General features: G+C 58.7%; 14 protein-coding genes. 3 read left to right on the top strand and 11 right to left on the bottom strand.

Annotated elements, in window-relative coordinates; translation table 11 throughout:
* Positions 1 to 31 precede the first annotated feature (31 nt).
* Positions 32 to 628: a TetR/AcrR family transcriptional regulator gene (locus BM395_RS19320; protein ID WP_090515006.1), complete on the top strand. Its 597-nt coding sequence runs from the start codon at positions 32 to 34 to the stop codon at positions 626 to 628.
* Between the two features lie 17 nt (positions 629 to 645).
* On the opposite strand, the gene BM395_RS19315 is transcribed toward BM395_RS19320, so the two are convergent.
* From BM395_RS19315 to BM395_RS19300, 4 genes are all read right to left on the bottom strand, one after another.
* Positions 646 to 1,488, bottom strand: coding sequence for an SDR family NAD(P)-dependent oxidoreductase (locus BM395_RS19315; protein WP_090515003.1), 843 nt, complete (start codon positions 1,486 to 1,488; stop codon positions 646 to 648).
* Between the two features lie 238 nt (positions 1,489 to 1,726).
* Complete coding sequence (locus BM395_RS19310) at positions 1,727 to 3,262, bottom strand: class I adenylate-forming enzyme family protein (protein WP_090515000.1); 1,536 nt, start codon at positions 3,260 to 3,262, stop codon at positions 1,727 to 1,729.
* 1 nt (position 3,263) lies between these two features.
* Positions 3,264 to 4,421: an acyl-CoA dehydrogenase family protein gene (locus BM395_RS19305; protein WP_090514998.1), complete on the bottom strand. Its 1,158-nt coding sequence runs from the start codon at positions 4,419 to 4,421 to the stop codon at positions 3,264 to 3,266.
* A 10-nt stretch (positions 4,422 to 4,431) separates the two neighbouring features.
* Positions 4,432 to 5,250, bottom strand: coding sequence for an IclR family transcriptional regulator (locus BM395_RS19300; RefSeq protein WP_090514996.1), 819 nt, complete (start codon positions 5,248 to 5,250; stop codon positions 4,432 to 4,434).
* Positions 5,251 to 5,533: 283 nt separating this feature from the next.
* Here BM395_RS19300 and BM395_RS19295 point away from each other — a divergent pair, with 283 nt between their 5' ends.
* Positions 5,534 to 6,304 carry an enoyl-CoA hydratase gene (locus BM395_RS19295; protein ID WP_090514994.1) on the top strand — a complete coding sequence of 257 codons (771 nt, stop codon included), beginning with the start codon at positions 5,534 to 5,536 and terminating at the stop codon, positions 6,302 to 6,304.
* 2 nt (positions 6,305 to 6,306) lie between these two features.
* Complete coding sequence (locus tag BM395_RS19290; protein WP_090515075.1) at positions 6,307 to 7,827, top strand: 3-hydroxyacyl-CoA dehydrogenase; 1,521 nt, start codon at positions 6,307 to 6,309, stop codon at positions 7,825 to 7,827.
* A gap of 26 nt (positions 7,828 to 7,853) precedes the next feature.
* Here BM395_RS19290 and BM395_RS19285 read toward each other — a convergent pair whose 3' ends face one another.
* The 7 genes from BM395_RS19285 to BM395_RS19255 form a co-directional block, all read right to left on the bottom strand.
* Positions 7,854 to 8,651, bottom strand: coding sequence for a maleate cis-trans isomerase family protein (locus BM395_RS19285; RefSeq protein ID WP_090514992.1), 798 nt, complete (start codon positions 8,649 to 8,651; stop codon positions 7,854 to 7,856).
* Position 8,652: 1 nt separating this feature from the next.
* Positions 8,653 to 9,597, bottom strand: coding sequence for a cyclodeaminase (locus BM395_RS19280; protein WP_069902022.1), 945 nt, complete (start codon positions 9,595 to 9,597; stop codon positions 8,653 to 8,655).
* Positions 9,584 to 10,579 (bottom strand): hydroxyectoine utilization dehydratase EutB, encoded by a 996-nt coding sequence (eutB, locus tag BM395_RS19275; RefSeq protein WP_090514990.1) that lies wholly within the window; start codon positions 10,577 to 10,579, stop codon positions 9,584 to 9,586. Before eutB ends, BM395_RS19280 begins: the two co-directional genes overlap by 14 nt.
* 66 nt (positions 10,580 to 10,645) lie before the next feature.
* Positions 10,646 to 12,052, bottom strand: a complete 1,407-nt coding sequence (locus BM395_RS19270) for an aspartate aminotransferase family protein (RefSeq protein ID WP_090514988.1) — start codon at positions 12,050 to 12,052, stop codon at positions 10,646 to 10,648.
* Between the two features lie 54 nt (positions 12,053 to 12,106).
* Positions 12,107 to 13,579 carry an NAD-dependent succinate-semialdehyde dehydrogenase gene (locus BM395_RS19265; RefSeq protein ID WP_244529019.1) on the bottom strand — a complete coding sequence of 491 codons (1,473 nt, stop codon included), beginning with the start codon at positions 13,577 to 13,579 and terminating at the stop codon, positions 12,107 to 12,109.
* Positions 13,580 to 13,776: 197 nt separating this feature from the next.
* Positions 13,777 to 14,253: an Lrp/AsnC family transcriptional regulator gene (locus tag BM395_RS19260; protein WP_090514984.1), complete on the bottom strand. Its 477-nt coding sequence runs from the start codon at positions 14,251 to 14,253 to the stop codon at positions 13,777 to 13,779.
* 79 nt (positions 14,254 to 14,332) lie between these two features.
* Positions 14,333 to 15,367 (bottom strand): TRAP transporter substrate-binding protein, encoded by a 1,035-nt coding sequence (locus BM395_RS19255; RefSeq protein ID WP_069902027.1) that lies wholly within the window; start codon positions 15,365 to 15,367, stop codon positions 14,333 to 14,335.
* Between the last annotated feature and the right edge of the window lie 38 nt (positions 15,368 to 15,405).

Genomic DNA, 15,405 nt, shown 5'->3' with positions numbered 1-15,405 from the left:
TTATGTCTGGTAGTCGATTCAAGGCCGATCCATGAAGCGTCAAAGCACCCGTGAGCAAATACTGGCGACCTGCCGAAAACTGTTTAATGGCAAGAGCGTTGCAGCTGTTACCACCGCAGGTATTGCTGAAGCGGTGGGTATCAATGAAGGCAACCTGTATTACTACTTCAAGAAAAAAACCGACATTCTTAACGCCCTGTTCGAACAGTTCGCCGCCGAGCAACTCAAGCTGGCTTCTCAGGACCAACACCTGCGCCACTGGTTTGAACTGATGTGGGAGTGGCGCTTTTTTTACCGCGACAGCATGATCATTTTCAGCATGGAGCCGGCGATGCGCCTGCAATTGCAGGACATGTCCGATCAAGTTCAAGCCCGCAGCCGCCGCAAGTTGCAGGAGATGATCAGCCTCGGCCAGTTACGGGCCACTGAGGCGGAGCTTGATGTGCTGCTGGAAAATAGCTGGATCATCTCGACCTACTGGATAGAGTACCTGCACTCCCGCCACGGCATTACCCGCGTGACTAAAAAGCACCTGAGCTGGGGTTATAAACAGATGGCTGCATTGTTTGAGCCTTACCTGATTCGTGCAGATGCAGCCCCGCAAGATACCTTTCTGTCCGCTGAGTAAAGCACCTTACGCAGCGCTCAGTTCTGGGTGGCATTAACGCCTTCTACCTGATCCATCCGGGCGCGCATGATGCGTTGCATCAAGCCAGGTGACAGGCGTTGCAGAATCCAGCCGAGGCCGACTTCTTTCATTGGTGTCAGGCAGAACAGTTTGCCTTTGACCACATCGCGCAATACGTCTTGCGCCACTTGTGTGGGCGACGCGCCTTTCTCTGCGTAATGATTCACCGCCTGCGCCTGGCGTTGTTGTGCGCTGCTGCCACGCATTTTGGTGTTCTTGATAATGGCAGTGTTGATCGTGCCCGGGCACAGAATGGTGATGCCCACGTTGCTGCCATGCAGCTCACCTGCGAGTGATTGCGAGAGACCAACGATTGCATGCTTGGTGGCGCAGTAGGGCGCGGTGCGCGGCATGGGAATAATGCCGGCGCCGGATGCGGTGTTAATGATATGCGCGGGCGAGGTTTGGCTGAGCATGCGCGGCAAAAAGGCATGCAAGCCGTGCACGACGCCCATCACGTTTACCTCCATTACCCACTTCCAGTCGGCCAGCTCAGTGTCGATAACCGCGCCGGCATGGCCAACGCCGGCGTTATTGAACAGCAGATCGACCCGGCCTTCGCGCCCGAATACTTCATTGGCAAATGCGCCCACTGCATCCGCATCGGTTACATCCAGTGCATACGCCACGGCGTCTGTCAGTGATGCGGCGGTTTGCTCGGCGGCGCTGAGGTTGATGTCGGTGCAATACACCCGGCTGCCGTTGGCGCTGAGCTGCTCTGCGATGGCCCGGCCAATACCTGAACCTGCGCCGGTGACCACCGCGATCTTATTGTTGTAATAGTGCGTCAGCTTCGACATTGGCTATCTCCTGAGCGGTTATAAGCGCGCAAATACGCAGCTATCCGGGTTTTTATTATTTAAGGTGTTTACCTTATTTATAATGAGATTAGCCTATACGGATTTCCTCTGCCAATAGTCCCGCTCACGCGCATATAGCGCTATGCGTGCGATGAATGATCAGCAGGGAATGAGTGGCGGCAAGATCAACACAGCCGCCGCTGGCCATTGCAGCCAGCGGCGGTTTATCTGAGGCGGGTTAGGCGTGCATCGCCATTTTTTGCAGCTGGTGCTTGAGTACTTTGCCGCTCGCCGCCGCTGGCAGAGAGCTGAGAATGCGCACCTCGCCGGGCCGTTTGTACGGCGCCAATTGTGCGGCGAGAAACGCCTGTAGTGCCGCCAAATCGAAGGTTTCTGGTGCCAGCACCTGAATGAATGCCACCACTTCTTCGTTGCCGTCCACTGCGCGGCCGACCACCGCCGACATGACCACGCCGGGGTAGGCATTGAGCGCCGCTTCGACTTCCGGCGGGTAAACATTGAAGCCCGAGCGGATGATCAGCTCCTTGCTGCGCCCGACAATAAACAGCGCACCGTCGGCGTCCGCACGGGCTAAATCGCCGGTATTGAACCAGCCCTCAGCATCGATAACGGCGGCCGTTTGCTGTTCTGCGCGGTAATAGCCTTTCATCACGTTCGGCCCGCGTACCCATAATTCGCCCACTTCACCTGGCGCAACGGGTGCGCTGCGCTGGCTATTCAGCAGGCGCACCTCAACGCCGTCTATCGGCGGGCCGACAGAGGTATCCCGGCGCGGTTGATCGACGCGGGTATGGCTGATGGTCGGCGAGCTTTCGGTCAATCCATAACCGTTGTGCAGTGCGCAGCCGAAACGTTGCTCGACCGTGTCTTTCAGCGTCTGGTCGAGCGGCGATCCTCCTGCATACATAAAGCGCAGTGTGGGGGCGCGCAGCTCGATGCGCTGCGTGTCTGCCAACTCTAACGCCTTGGCAAACATGGCAGGCACGCCGAGCATCATGCTGATGTTGTCGTTCGCCAGCGCGCGGATCATCTTGGCGGGATCAAAGCGCGCTTCCAGATGCTGCGAACAGCCAGCGTACAAACTGGCCAGACACACCGACGACAAGCCGAATACGTGCGAGAACGGCAACACCGCAAACACGCTGTCGGCCTCGGTGAGTTTGCGCATGGTGCGCGCGGTATCGGCGACAAACATCAGATTACGATGGGTCAGCATCACACCTTTCGGGTCGCCGGTGGTGCCGGTGGTGTAAATCATCGCCGCCACCTGCATTGCGGGATCTTCGTGAACCGGTTCCGGCGCACATGCTTCATTCAGCGGCCCAAGGTGATAGCTGCCGAGCAGGGCCGAATGGCGAATTTGTGCGCCTGCACGTTCGGCATGGGCTGCTGCGTCCGTTGAGACAGCGCTGCTGAACAACACGCGCCGCGCCGCGCAGTGCTGGCGAATTGTTTCTATTTCCCCGGCAGACAGGCGCGCATTGATGATGACTGCCCACGCGTCGAGCTGGCTCGCCGCGAGAATGGCGGCGACCAGCAAGCGGCTGTTTTCCGCTACCAGCATGACGCGGTCGCCAGCGCGCACACCTTCATCGCGCAAGGTCTTGGCGAGTTCCTCGACGGCGTCGCGCAACATCGCAAAAGTCATCACTTCGCCGTGCTCATACAAGGCGGGTGCGGCGTGCGGATGGGTTGCGATTATGTGGTGCAGTCGTTTGGGTAATGCCGCTAGCCTGGCGCTGAGCGACATCATTTCAGTGTTGCTCCACGCGGCGGATTAAATTTCGCGCAATCACCAATTGCTGGATTTGCGTAGTGCCCTCGTAAATGCGGAACAGGCGTACGTCGCGGTAGAAACGCTCAATGCCATATTCACTGACGTAACCGGCACCGCCAAATATCTGCACGGCGCGGTCGGCTACACGGCCACACATCTCTGAGGCGAACATCTTGCAGCACGAGGCTTCCATCGAAACATCTTGCTTGAGGTCACGTTTGCGCGCCGCGTCGAGCACCATGCAGCGCGCCGCGTAAATATCGGCCTGGCTGTCGGCGAGCATTGCCTGAATCAACTGGAACTCAGCCAGTGGTTGGCCAAACTGTTTGCGCTCCAGTGCGTAATCCAGCGCGTCTTTCAGCATGCGCTCCGCAGCGGCAACGCACACGGCAGCAATGTGCAGGCGGCCTTTATCGAGCACTTTCATCGCGGTTTTGAAGCCAACGCCTTCGACGCCGCCAATCAGATTTTCGGCTGGCACGCGGCAATCTTCGAAGATCACATCGCAGGTATGCGCGCCTTTCTGGCCCATCTTCCGATCAATCTTGCCCAGCGATAAGCCTGGCGTTCCGGCCTCGACGATAAACGCTGAAATTCCGCCCGCGCCTTTGATCTCTGAGTTGGTGCGCGCCATCACGGTGAAAATGCCCGCTTGCGGCGCATTGGTGATGAAACGTTTGGTGCCATTGAGCACGTAATGGTCGCCGTCGCGCACGGCGGTTGTGCGCAGCGAGGCCGCGTCTGAGCCAGACCCCGGCTCGGTCAAGGCAAACGAGCCGACCAATTCGCCCGTGGCCATGCGCGGCAAATAGCGCTGTTTTTGTGCGGGGGTGCCGTCAATGATCAAGCCCTGCGAGCCGATGCCATTGTTGGTGCCGATCAACGAGCGGAATGCTGGCGAGGTGCGTCCCAGCTCAAAGGCCACCATCACTTCCTCTTCCATGGTCAGGCTCATGCCGCCGTATTCTTGCGGCAGGCACATGCCAAACAAGCCCATCTCGCGCATGTCCGCGATGATGTCGGCAGGGATGTGATCGTTTTCAGCGACCTCAGCCTCATTCGGCATCAGGCGTTCGCGGACAAAGCGAGACAGGTTATCGAGCAGCAGATTGAGCGTTTCCTGATCGTTGATCATTGTCGACCTCTTATTGGAATTGTCGGCCTATAGTGGCCTCGACGTTACGAGCCAGATGAACCAAGCGTGGCCCTAAATCGTCCTCCAGCATGTGCTGGCGCAGCACAAATGCCGGGCCGCCCACGCTGAACGCAACGACGCCGGAGCCGTCTGGCTTGATCAGGGGGACTCCGGCGGCGTTGATGTCTTTTTGCCAATCTCCGCAGGCAAGGCAGAAGCCAAAATCCTGATAATGGCGGAAGGCTTTCTCTAACTGATCGCGAATCTCTGGCCATTGCTCGCCTGCGCGCTGGCGCAATTGATCGAGCAACAAGTCCCGTTCTGCATCCGGCAGGGCGGCGAGGTAGGCGCGGCCCATCGCGGTGCTGGTCATGGGAATGCGCGAGCCAATGTCCAGTCTCAGCGTCAGCGGCCCCTGGCCTTGGCAGTTTTCGGTATAAACCATGCTGAGGCGGTCACGGGCGCCAAGCGATACCGAGCTCTGCGATTGCTCTGCCAGTTCCTGCATCAGTGGGCGCGCCTGACGGCGAATATCCAGCCCGTTGAGATGGGCGTAACCAAGCGCCAGTACGCCGGTGTCGAGTGCGTATTTACCCAAGCTGGCGACGTGCTGCAAATAACCCAGACGCGACAGGGTGTAGGTCAGCCGCGACACGGTGGCCTTGGGTAAGCCGCTGCGTTTGGCCAGTTCCTGATTGCCCAGCAGATGCTCGCCGGGGCGGAAGCAGCGCAACAATTCCAGGCCTCGTGCTAATGCCGTGACGAACTGACGGTCCTGCTCAAGGCTTTGGTTATCGAGTTCGTTGTCGATCTGCTGGCGGTTATCCATTGTCGTTCCTTGGGCGTCAGGTGAGCTTTCTGGCGCTGGCTTTGATGCTGGCACAGGCTGAGAAAGTGAGTCAATAAATTAAAACTCAGTTTCGCATAGCGGAATTTATGAGTTCAATCATAAGTTGGCAGGCGCATATCGCGTGACTGAATACGCGGTATTCATAGCGTTTATTGGCGATCAATCCGCCAGCCAACCTGCAACGAGTTGCGTAGGCTAAACCTATAAAGCAAAACTATATTCCGCTATGCGAAACAATAATAATCAAGCCAAGAGGTCGATTATGAGTGAGGTACTTCTCGAGCGCCCATCACCAGGCGTGGCCCTGATCCGACTCAATCGGCCCGAGGCGCGTAACGCCCTGAGCCAATCCGTGCGTGAACAACTGGCGGCGCACTTCACTGTGCTCAGCAATGCTGCCGATGTGCGTTGCATCGTGCTGACCGGAGGCGAGGAAGTATTCGCTGCGGGTGCCGACATCCGCGATATGGCCGAGCGCGGCGCGGTGGAAATGCTGCTGCGCAATACCCATCGGCTCTGGGCTGCCATCGCCCAATGCCCTAAACCTGTGGTGGCGGCGGTGAATGGCTACGCCTTGGGCGGCGGCTGTGAACTGGCGATGCATGCCGACATTATTGTCGCGGGCGAGGGCGCCAGTTTCGGCCAGCCGGAGGTGCGAGTTGGGATCATGCCGGGAGCGGGTGGAACCCAGCGGTTGACGCGCGCAGTCGGCAAGTTTCAGGCGATGCACATGCTGCTGACCGGTTTGCCGGTGAAGGCGGCCGACGCCCTGCGCATGGGGCTGGCCAGTGAAGTGGTGGCGGATGACGAAGTGCAGGCGCGGGCGCTGGCCTTGGCTGAATTGATCGCCAGCATGCCGCCGCTGGCGGTGATGCAAATCAAAGAGGTGCTGCTGGCAGGGCAGGATGCCTCGCTGGAGGCGGCGATGATGCTGGAGCGCAAGTCCTTCCAACTGCTGTTCGACTCGGCCGACCAGAAAGAGGGCATGCAGGCCTTTCTGGAGAAGCGCAAACCTGTGTATGTGGGAGCATGAGCATGGCCAATCGAGATGTTCGGCAAATGGCCGTGGTGGGTGCTGGCGTGATGGGCGCCGGCATTGCGCAAATCGCTGCGCTCGCAGGCGTCGAGGTGTTGCTGTTTGATGTGCGTGAAGGCGTGGCGCAATCCGCCAAGCAAAGCATTATCGCCACGCTGGATCGGCTCGTCGGCAAAGGCAAGCTCGACGCTGCCAGCGCACATTTGGCGGCTCAGCGATTACGCAGTGTTAGCCACATCTCTGAGCTGAGTGATTGCCAGTTGGTGGTCGAAGCCATTGTTGAAAACCTCGAGGCCAAGCGTGCGCTGTTTGCAGAGCTTGAAGAGGTCGTTGCGGAGGATTGTTTGCTGGCGACGAATACCTCATCGCTGTCCGTTACTGCCATCGCGGCCAAATGCCGGGTGCCGGCACGCGTGGGCGGTTTCCACTTCTTCAACCCGGTGCCGCTGATGAAAGTGGTCGAGGTTATCGACGGCCTGCAAAGCGCGGCGTGGGTTGGCGAAACACTGCTGGCGCTGGGCCAACGCTTTGGCCACGTGGCCGTGCGCGCCAAAGATACCCCTGGTTTTATCGTCAATCATGGTGGTCGCGGCTACGGCACCGAGGGCATGCGCATTCTCAGTGAGTCTGTACTCGAACCCGCAGACCTCGACCGAATCCTCTGTGAGCACGCCGGTTTTCGCATGGGCCCGTGCGCGCTATTCGACCTTACCGGTCTGGATGTTTCGCATCCGGTCACCGAGTCGCTCTATGCGCAGTATTACCAGGAGCCGCGTTATCGGCCAACGGTGATCACCAAGCAGCTTTACGATGCCGGTCTGCTCGGGCGTAAAACCGCGCAGGGTTTCTATGGCTATGTCGACGGCGTCGCGCAAATCCCTGACGAGGCACCGGCCCCGCAGGTCGAATGCATGCCGCCAGTGTGGGTCAGCCATGCCCGGGCGGATGCACGTGATGCCGTGGTGCAACTGCTTACTGTGCTGGGCGCAACCCTTGAACATGGCGTCCAACCCAGCGCCGATGCGCTGATAGTTGTGCTGCCGCTGGGCGACGATGCGACCTCCAGCGCGCTAAACGAAGGGCTCGATCCGCAGCGCAGCGTGGCGCTCGACACCCTGTTGCCGCTGGCGCGTCGGCGCGTGTTGATGACCACTGTCGTGACTTTGCCACACTGGCGCGACTGCGCACATGCGCTGTTCAGCAGCGATGGTATGGCTGTGAGCGTGATCCGCGACAGTGCTGGTTTCGTCTCGCAGCGGGTGTTGGCGCAGGTGATTAATGTGGCCTGTGACATGGCCCAGCAACGCGTGGCCACGCCGACTGATATCGATCAGGCCATTCGTCTTGGGCTGGGTTATCCACAAGGGCCGCTTAGCTGGGGCGACGCCATCGGCGCGCAGACAATTTTGCAGATCCTCGAGCAGCTGCATAGCTTCTACCTCGATCCGCGCTACCGCCCCAGCCCGTGGCTTAAACGCCGGGCAAAGCTTAAGTTGTCTCTGTTAAGCCGCGAGGCGTAAGTGCTTTGTTGGCGGCGATGCAATGGTTAGCTGGCGAGCGTTGCCGAAGGGTTATCGGTGAGCAGTGCGCCGAAACCATTCGGCCGGTGCACGCAGTTACTCAGTTGCAACACGTGCCAGAACAAGGCCTGATTGCTTGAAATAACCGGTATGCCCAGGCGCCGCTCCAGTCGCTCGAGAATCTCCAGAGTGTGTAAGTTGGTGCACGATAAAAACAAGGCATCGGCTGGGTTATTGCGCAGCAGTTGCTCTGCCGCACGCTCAATAGCGGGTGCTGGTATGCGCGGGATTTGCGCGTCTTCAAGCACGCCAAAGGTGCCAAAGGCGCTGATGGTTAAACCGGCTTGGCGCAGCCCCTGAAAAATCGGGTAGTTCACCTCGCTGATGTAAGGCGTGAGCACGGCAACTTTGCGCGCGCCAAGCGCGCGTAACGCCGCTTTGACAGCACTCCACGGATTGGTCACGGGGACGCCCGGGCGGACGCTGTTGATCAGCGCGCCGACTTCCTGTTCGCCAATCAACATGCTCCCCGATGTGCAGCCAAAGGCGATCACATCCAGTGGCATACCGGGCACCAGAAGGCTGGTTGATTGGCTTAAACCCTGGCTCATGGCGCGTAAGCCACCGGGCGTGACGGTTGGGCTGCAGGGCGTGCGAGTGCTGTACAACTCCACGCGCTCGCCAAGCAGTTGGCGCCACTCATTTTCCAGAGTGAAGTCGCTGGCAAGCTGGACCAGACCGACTCTTACGCGGTCATCGTCCTGATTACTCTGGTGTTCAAAGTGTTGCTGCAATGCCTGAAACTCGGCAAAGGTTTCGATCATTTCAGGCGCCCTCAAGCAAGCGTGCTGCGTAGTTGGCAATGGCTGTGTCTTGCACACCGGTGCCGGTGAGGTCGCACACGGTAATTTGCTGATCATTGCTGCGGGCGATCTGCTGATTGCAGATCAAGTTACCGAGTTCGAATACCTCGCGCTGCAAGTCGGGCGAGTGGTGCAGTTCACCCAGTGCGCGTGACTGGCTGAGGCGATCGACTACCAGCACATCGGCGTTGGCCAGAATGCTCGCCTGCAACTCGTTTTTATGCGGGTTATCCGAGCCCATTGCCGTCACATGGACGCCTTCGGGTAAATCAGCCCAATGCAAAACCGGCTCGCGCGCCGGTGTGGTGGTGACCACAATATCGGCTTCTTTGCAGGCGCTGGCAGCGCTGTCGTGAACGCTCACTGAAAGGCCGTAGGACGTTTGCATATGCGCCGCGTAGGTTTCAGCCTTGTGACGATCGCGGCTGTACACATGTACCTCGCGGATATCGCGAACCAGGCGTAAGGCCGCAACTTGCAACTCTGCTTGCAGTCCCGCACCGATTACCGCAACCGATTGCGCATTGCTGCGCGACAAGTGCTTGGCCGCAATTGCGCCTGCCAATGCGGTGCGGATATCTGTCAGGTAGCCTTCATCGAACAGCACGGCATCAACCAGGCCAGTCTTGGCTGAGAACAGCAGCATCAAACCGTTAAGGCTGGGCAGGCCAAGCGCTGGGTTGTCGAAGAAACCGGGGCTGATCTTGATCGCGAAGCGCGGCCAGCCACGGATATGCGCCGTCTTCACGTCGACCTCGCCATTGCTCTCGGCAATGTTCATGCTGAGAATCGGTGGCATCTCGACTTCACCACGGCCGAGTGCTGCAAACCCGGCTTCAACCGCTTCGAGCGCAGCAGCATCCAGCTTGACCTGATCGGCAATTTGCTGGCGATTATAAATGTGCATGGTCATTCTCTCCGGCCAGCCGACAGGCTTGAGCAAAGGTCTTTTGGGATACGTTCTGGCCGCTGATAACCAGCGCCACGCGCCGCCCACGCAGGTCGATTTGATGTTGTTCAACGGCGGCAATACCCACGGCCGCAGCGCCTTCGACGATGAGCTTTTCCTGATTGAACAGGTGCAGCATGGCGCGGGCGATTTGCGCCTCATCAACCCGGTAGCCACGGTCCATGTAGCGTTGGGTCATGGCGAAGCTCCAGGCGTTATCAAGGCCAATGCCACCGCCCAGACTGTCAGCCAGCGAGGCGACCTCGCCAACCTGCACCGGATGGCCGGCGCTGAGGCTTTCGAGCATCGCGGCCCCTTCATTCATGCTCACGCCGATGACCTGAGCCTGTGGGTTGATGGTCTTTACCGCCAAGCCAATACCGGCAATCAAGCCGCCACCGGAGAGACCGGCAAACACGGTGTCGATCTCGGGCTGTTGCTCCATGATCTCAAGGCCGCAGGTACCTTGTCCGGCGATCACCAGCGGGTCATCGAAGGGCGAGATATAGGCCAGACCGTCCTCGTGTTGCAGGCGCCTCGCTTGAGTGTCGGCATCATCCTGCGTGGCGCCGTGAATCACCACGTCGGCACCGGCAAGGCGCAACGCTTCGACTTTGTTGTCTGGCACCAGATGAGAAATGCACACCTTCACGGGAATGCCGAGATGCTGCCCGGCGTAGGCCAGTGCCCGGCCAAAGTTGCCGGTCGACATGGTTACCACGCCGCGTTCGCGCTGCTCAGCTTCAAGCCCCGACAGTGCATTGACTGCGCCGCGCAATTTGAACGCGCCGGTGGGTTGCAGGTTGTCGAGCTTCAGCCAGACCTCGCAGCCCCAGCGACGTGACAGGCTTTCACTGCGCAACAAAGGCGTGCGCTCGGCCAGTGTGGCGATCCGTTGGCGCGCCAGATGAATGTCTTTGAGGGTCAATTCGGCTTGCATGTTTATCCTCATCACGCAAAGACCGGCGACTCATATGAGAGGCCAGTCTTGGTGCGTCGCGGGTTTTTACTTGGCTTGCCAGTCACCGCTGGTGATCAGCTTGTCGGTCACCTTGTTTACCGCACGCTCGGCGCGGGCAACGATGTCATCAACCTCGTCGCGAGTGACCACCAGTGGCGGCGCAAAACCGAGAATGTCACCGTGCGGCATGGCGCGGGCGATCAGTCCTTCTTCGAGGCAGGCAGCGGAGATTTGCGCGCCAACCTTGAGGTTCGGGTCGAAGTGCTGACGCTTGCTGCGGTCGCTGGAAAACTCCAGTGCTGCGAGCAGGCCGATGCCGCGCGCTTCGCCCACCAGCGGGTGATCGGCGAAGGTTTGCTGCATCCGTTGCTGCAAGTACGCGCCGGTGTCGCGGGCATTGCCGGTGAGGTTTTCGCGGTCGATGATGTTCAGGTTGGCGATGGCCGAGGCAATGCCCATTGGGTGACCAGAGTAGGTGTAGCCGTGGCCGATGGCGCCATAGGTGTCGGTGCCTTGCTCCAACACCTGCCATACACGCTCGCCGACAATCACCCCGGACAACGGCTGATACGCCGAGGTCAGGCCCTTGGCAACGGTGATCAGGTCCGGCTTCATTTCGTAGTACTGCGAACCGAAGTCCACGCCCAACCGGCCGAAACCGCAGACCACTTCATCGGCAATCAGCAGGATGTCGTACTTATCCAGCACCTTGCGGATTTCAGTCCAGTAGCCTTTTGGCGGTGGCACGATACCGCCGGTGCCCAGTACTGGTTCACCGATCATCGCGGCAACGGTATCCGGACCTTCGGCGAGAATCATTTCTTCGAGTTTTTGCGCGCAGTAAACCGAGAACTCCTGCTCGCTCATCGCGTCATCTTCGCGGCGGTAGTAGACCGGCGCAACGGTGTGTTTGATGCGTTCCAGCGGCAGGTCGAAGTGGGCGTGGAACACCGGCAGGCCGGTCATCGAACCGGATGCAATGCTCGACCCGTGATAGCCACGGTCACGCGAGATGACCTTCTTCTTCTCTTTGCGGCCAAGGATATTGTTGTAGTACCAAACCAGCTTGAGTTGGGTCTCGTTGGCATCCGAGCCGGACATGCCGTAATAGACTTTGCTCATGCCCTGGCCTGCGAGCTTGACGATGCGCTCAGACAACTGCGCCATGCCTTCGGTCGTGTGGCCAACATAGGTGTGGTAGTACGCGAGCTGCTTGGCTTGCTCGTAAATGGCTTCGGCCATTTCGGTGCGGCCATAGCCAATGTTTACGCAATACAGGCCGGCAAAGCCGTCGATGAATTCGTTGCCCAGCGAGTCCTGAATGCGGATGCCTTGCGCGCCGGTAATGATCCGCGCCGGGCTTTCGCCGTGAGCGTGCTGCTTGAGATGAGTCGAGGCGTGGAACACGTTCTGGCGGTCGATCTCGATAATTTTCTGGGTGTCGAGGGTCATGATGATGTCCTTTGTCGATAGGTATTTAATTGGCGCGCAGCGAGCCGGGCGCGATTAACATCCGCTGACACTGGGCAAATTGCCCAGGCAGTAGTATTTGATTTGGCTGTATTCATCGAGGCCGTGGCTGGAGCCTTCGCGGCCGAGACCGGATTGCTTGACGCCACCGAACGGCACGGGCGGGCCGGTCATCTTCACGGAGTTGACGCTGACCATGCCGAACTCCAGCCCGCGCATCAGTTGCCAGATTTGGCGAATGTCGTAGCCGTAAACGTAGGCGGCTAGGCCGTACTCGGTGTCATTGGCCTGGCCGATTAATTGCTCGATGTTGTCCCAGGCCAAAACGCCGGCCACTGGTGAGAAATTCTCTTCGCGGTAAACGCGCATCCCGGCGGTTACGTCGGCCAGCAGTGTCGGCACGAAGTAGTTGCTGCCAGGCGCCTGGCTCTGATCGCCGACCAGCAGGCGCGCGCCTTTGGCAACGGCGTCATCAACGATTTCCTGGGCTTTGGTTACGGCCTTGCGATTGATCAGCGGGCCTTGATTGACGCCACGAATCAAGCCGTTGCCCAGGGTGAGTTCGCCCATGCGCCGGGCAAATGCCTGCAGGAAGTCCTCATACAGCGAGCGGTGCACGAAGATCCGATTAGCCGCGAGGCAATCCTGGCCAGTGGTCTGGAATTTGGCGTCGATCGCCGCTTGCGCAGCCTGCTCGACATCCATATCGGGCAATACAATAAACGGCGCATTGCCGCCCAATTCCATTGAGCATTTCTTCACGGTGGCGGCAGATTGCTCCAGCAGCAGACGGCCCACGCGGGTGGAGCCGGTGAATGACAATGCCTTGACCTTGTCACTGGTGCAGAGCACTTGCGAAACCATTTCCGGCTCACCGGTGATGATGTTGAAAACACCCGCCGGAAAGCCTGCGCGTTCTGCCAGTTCAGCTAACGCCAGTGCCGAGAACGGTGTTTCACCGGCAGGCTTGACCAGCACCGTACAACCAGCCGCCAGCGCTGCAGCGGCTTTACGGGTGATCATCGCGCAGGGGAAGTTCCACGGTGTAATCAAGGCGGCCACGCCAATCGGCTCGCGCACGGTGCCCAGTTGCGCGTTGTTGATGTGGCTCGGGATGGTTTCGCCGTATGCGCGGCGCGCCTCTTCGGCAAACCAGCGAATAAATGAGGCGGCGTAGTCGATTTCGCCCAGCGCCTCAAACAATGGCTTGCCTTGCTCCAGCGTCATCAGCCGGGCCAGGTCTTGTTTGTTTTCCAGCAGCAGGTCGTGCCACTTGCCGAGTATCTCGCCACGCGCATCCAGCGACAGCGCACGCCACGCTGGGAAGGCGGCGTGTGCAGCATCAATGGCCTGAACAATTTGTGTTTCATCGAGCTGGGTGCAACGGCCGATGACTTCATCAGTAGCCGGATTGAGTACGGCCTCATCGCGACCGGACGTGCCTGCGGTCCATTTGCCATTGATATAGGCGAGCTGACGAATCAGCCGTGGATCTTCGAAGTTGTGCATGCAAAGCATCCTCTCTACTGGCCTGCCACACAGCGTGTTGGTGCAGGGCGTGGTGCGTGTTTACGGCTTCCACTTTAGGGGGGATTGGCGATGGATTTTTTCTCTTGAACGGGGTTGGGCCTGTGGTTTTTTTGCTTTGAATGGCCTGCACATGGTGTTTTTTTGGTGGCGCATTTAGCGCCTTGCGGAACACCGCTTCAGGCCAGTTTTTCTTCCAGTTCGAGCGGCGGATCGCAATGTTTGATGGTCTTGGTCACGATGTAGGTGAAGTAGCGCTCAATCCCCAGATCGGCCATTAACCAGCGGTCTATCAGGCGTTGGTACTGGTCGATATCAGCGGCCATTACCTTGACGATGTAATCAATGCCGCCGCCGGTGGCGTAGCACTCGGTGACTTGCGGGCACTCATGCATGGCGTGTTCGAAGCGCTGGAAGGCTTCGCGGTTGTGCTGCTTCAAGCTGATCTCGACCATGACGGCCGCGCGCTTGGTGATGATCTCTGGGTTGAGTAAGGCGCCGTAGCCGCGAATGATGCCGGCCTCTTCCAGGCGTTTGACCCTTTCCCAGCAAGGGCTGATGGACAGGTTGATGGCCTCGGCCAAGCTTGATTTGGTGATGCGGCCGTTGTGCTGAAGGATCTGCAGAATCTTCAGGTCATAACTGTCTAGACGCATGGATCTGCTCCGGCGCAGAAAACCTGCGCACCTGATGTGACAAAGCCGGCGAGCTAACCCGCCGGCTGTGTGTCATGCCTTACTGCTTTTCCAGATCGGCGATTTCTTTTTCGAGTGCTTTGAGGGTGGTGCCGGCTTCATCGCCCGCCAGCTCTACAAGCTTGTCACGCAGTGGCAGGCTGGCCTTGCGGAAGGCGGCCTGTTCTTCTTCGGTCAGATGAACAATCTTGATGCCGGGCTTGGCCTGCTTGATTTTCTCAAGACGGGTTTTGTTGTATTCAGCCTGAGTATCGAAGATATATGGGCCGAGTTCAGCAACAGTCTCGTCGATGATTTTCTTCTCATCTGCCGGCAGCCCCTGATACCAGGATTCGCTCGACAGCACAGCGACGGTGAATTGCTGATGGCCGGACCAGGTCAGCACATCGTTGACCTCGTAGAACTTCATTTCTTCGATCGCGAAGATCGGGTTTTCCTGACCATCAATCATCTTCAACTGCAGCGCGCCATACACTTCGGAGTAGGGCAGAGGCGTGGGCACGGCACCGAACGACTTATAGGTTTCAACCAGCATTGGCGATGCCATTACGCGCATTTTGACGTTGTCGAAATCAGCGGGCTTATGCACTTCCTTGTTGGTGGTCCAGACCATTTCGCCTTCCGGATACATGCTCAAAAGACGCAGATTGCGGGTCTTCAGCTTGTCTGCCATCGGCCCGTAAATAGTCGGACTTTCAGTGAGCACCTTGAGGTTGACCTTGTTGTCTTGCGACAACAGATAAGGCACCGAGAACACCTGCATCGACGGTGCGGTCGAGCCCAGAATACCGGTGGAACCATGGGTGAACTGGATGACGCCATTGGCGACCAGTTCGGTCAGGTCTTCGGACTCGCCCAAGGCGCCGTACGGATAAACCGTGACCTTGATCTTGCCGTCGCTTTTCTCTTCTACCAGTTGTTTGAACTTCTGGGCGTAGGCGTCTTGCACGCTGCCGCTGATTTCTTCGAGCGCGAACTTCCACTCCTCTGCTGCTGCCAGGCTGGCTTGTCCCGCCAGGAGTACTCCCATCGCCGCCGCCAGTGCTGCCTTTTTCAGTGTGCTGAACTTTTTCATGGTGCAGTCTCCATTTATTTTTTTAAGTGCAGGGGTAA

The organism is Pseudomonas marincola (assembly GCF_900116605.1).
Lineage (GTDB): Bacteria > Pseudomonadota > Gammaproteobacteria > Pseudomonadales > Pseudomonadaceae > Aquipseudomonas > Aquipseudomonas marincola.
Note: the sequence above shows the minus strand (reverse complement) of the source record. Positions and strands in the feature narration are given on the sequence as shown.

What these genes read in the sequence shown, in the direction of transcription:
- BM395_RS19280 (WP_069902022.1), bottom strand. Translation starts at nt 9,597, where the DNA reads ATGCACATTTATAATCGCCAGCAAATTGCCGATCAGGTCAAGCTGGAT.
- BM395_RS19310 (WP_090515000.1), bottom strand. Translation starts at nt 3,262, where the DNA reads ATGATGTCGCTCAGCGCCAGGCTAGCGGCATTACCCAAACGACTGCAC.
- BM395_RS19305 (WP_090514998.1), bottom strand. Translation starts at nt 4,421, where the DNA reads ATGATCAACGATCAGGAAACGCTCAATCTGCTGCTCGATAACCTGTCT.
- BM395_RS19270 (WP_090514988.1), bottom strand. Translation starts at nt 12,052, where the DNA reads ATGACCCTCGACACCCAGAAAATTATCGAGATCGACCGCCAGAACGTG.
- BM395_RS19320 (WP_090515006.1), top strand. Translation starts at nt 32, where the DNA reads ATGAAGCGTCAAAGCACCCGTGAGCAAATACTGGCGACCTGCCGAAAA.
- BM395_RS19295 (WP_090514994.1), top strand. Translation starts at nt 5,534, where the DNA reads ATGAGTGAGGTACTTCTCGAGCGCCCATCACCAGGCGTGGCCCTGATC.
- BM395_RS19265 (WP_244529019.1), bottom strand. Translation starts at nt 13,579, where the DNA reads ATGCACAACTTCGAAGATCCACGGCTGATTCGTCAGCTCGCCTATATC.
- BM395_RS19260 (WP_090514984.1), bottom strand. Translation starts at nt 14,253, where the DNA reads ATGCGTCTAGACAGTTATGACCTGAAGATTCTGCAGATCCTTCAGCAC.
- eutB (WP_090514990.1), bottom strand. Translation starts at nt 10,579, where the DNA reads ATGCAAGCCGAATTGACCCTCAAAGACATTCATCTGGCGCGCCAACGG.
- BM395_RS19285 (WP_090514992.1), bottom strand. Translation starts at nt 8,651, where the DNA reads ATGATCGAAACCTTTGCCGAGTTTCAGGCATTGCAGCAACACTTTGAA.
- BM395_RS19290 (WP_090515075.1), top strand. Translation starts at nt 6,307, where the DNA reads ATGGCCAATCGAGATGTTCGGCAAATGGCCGTGGTGGGTGCTGGCGTG.
- BM395_RS19315 (WP_090515003.1), bottom strand. Translation starts at nt 1,488, where the DNA reads ATGTCGAAGCTGACGCACTATTACAACAATAAGATCGCGGTGGTCACC.
- BM395_RS19255 (WP_069902027.1), bottom strand. Translation starts at nt 15,367, where the DNA reads ATGAAAAAGTTCAGCACACTGAAAAAGGCAGCACTGGCGGCGGCGATG.
- BM395_RS19300 (WP_090514996.1), bottom strand. Translation starts at nt 5,250, where the DNA reads ATGGATAACCGCCAGCAGATCGACAACGAACTCGATAACCAAAGCCTT.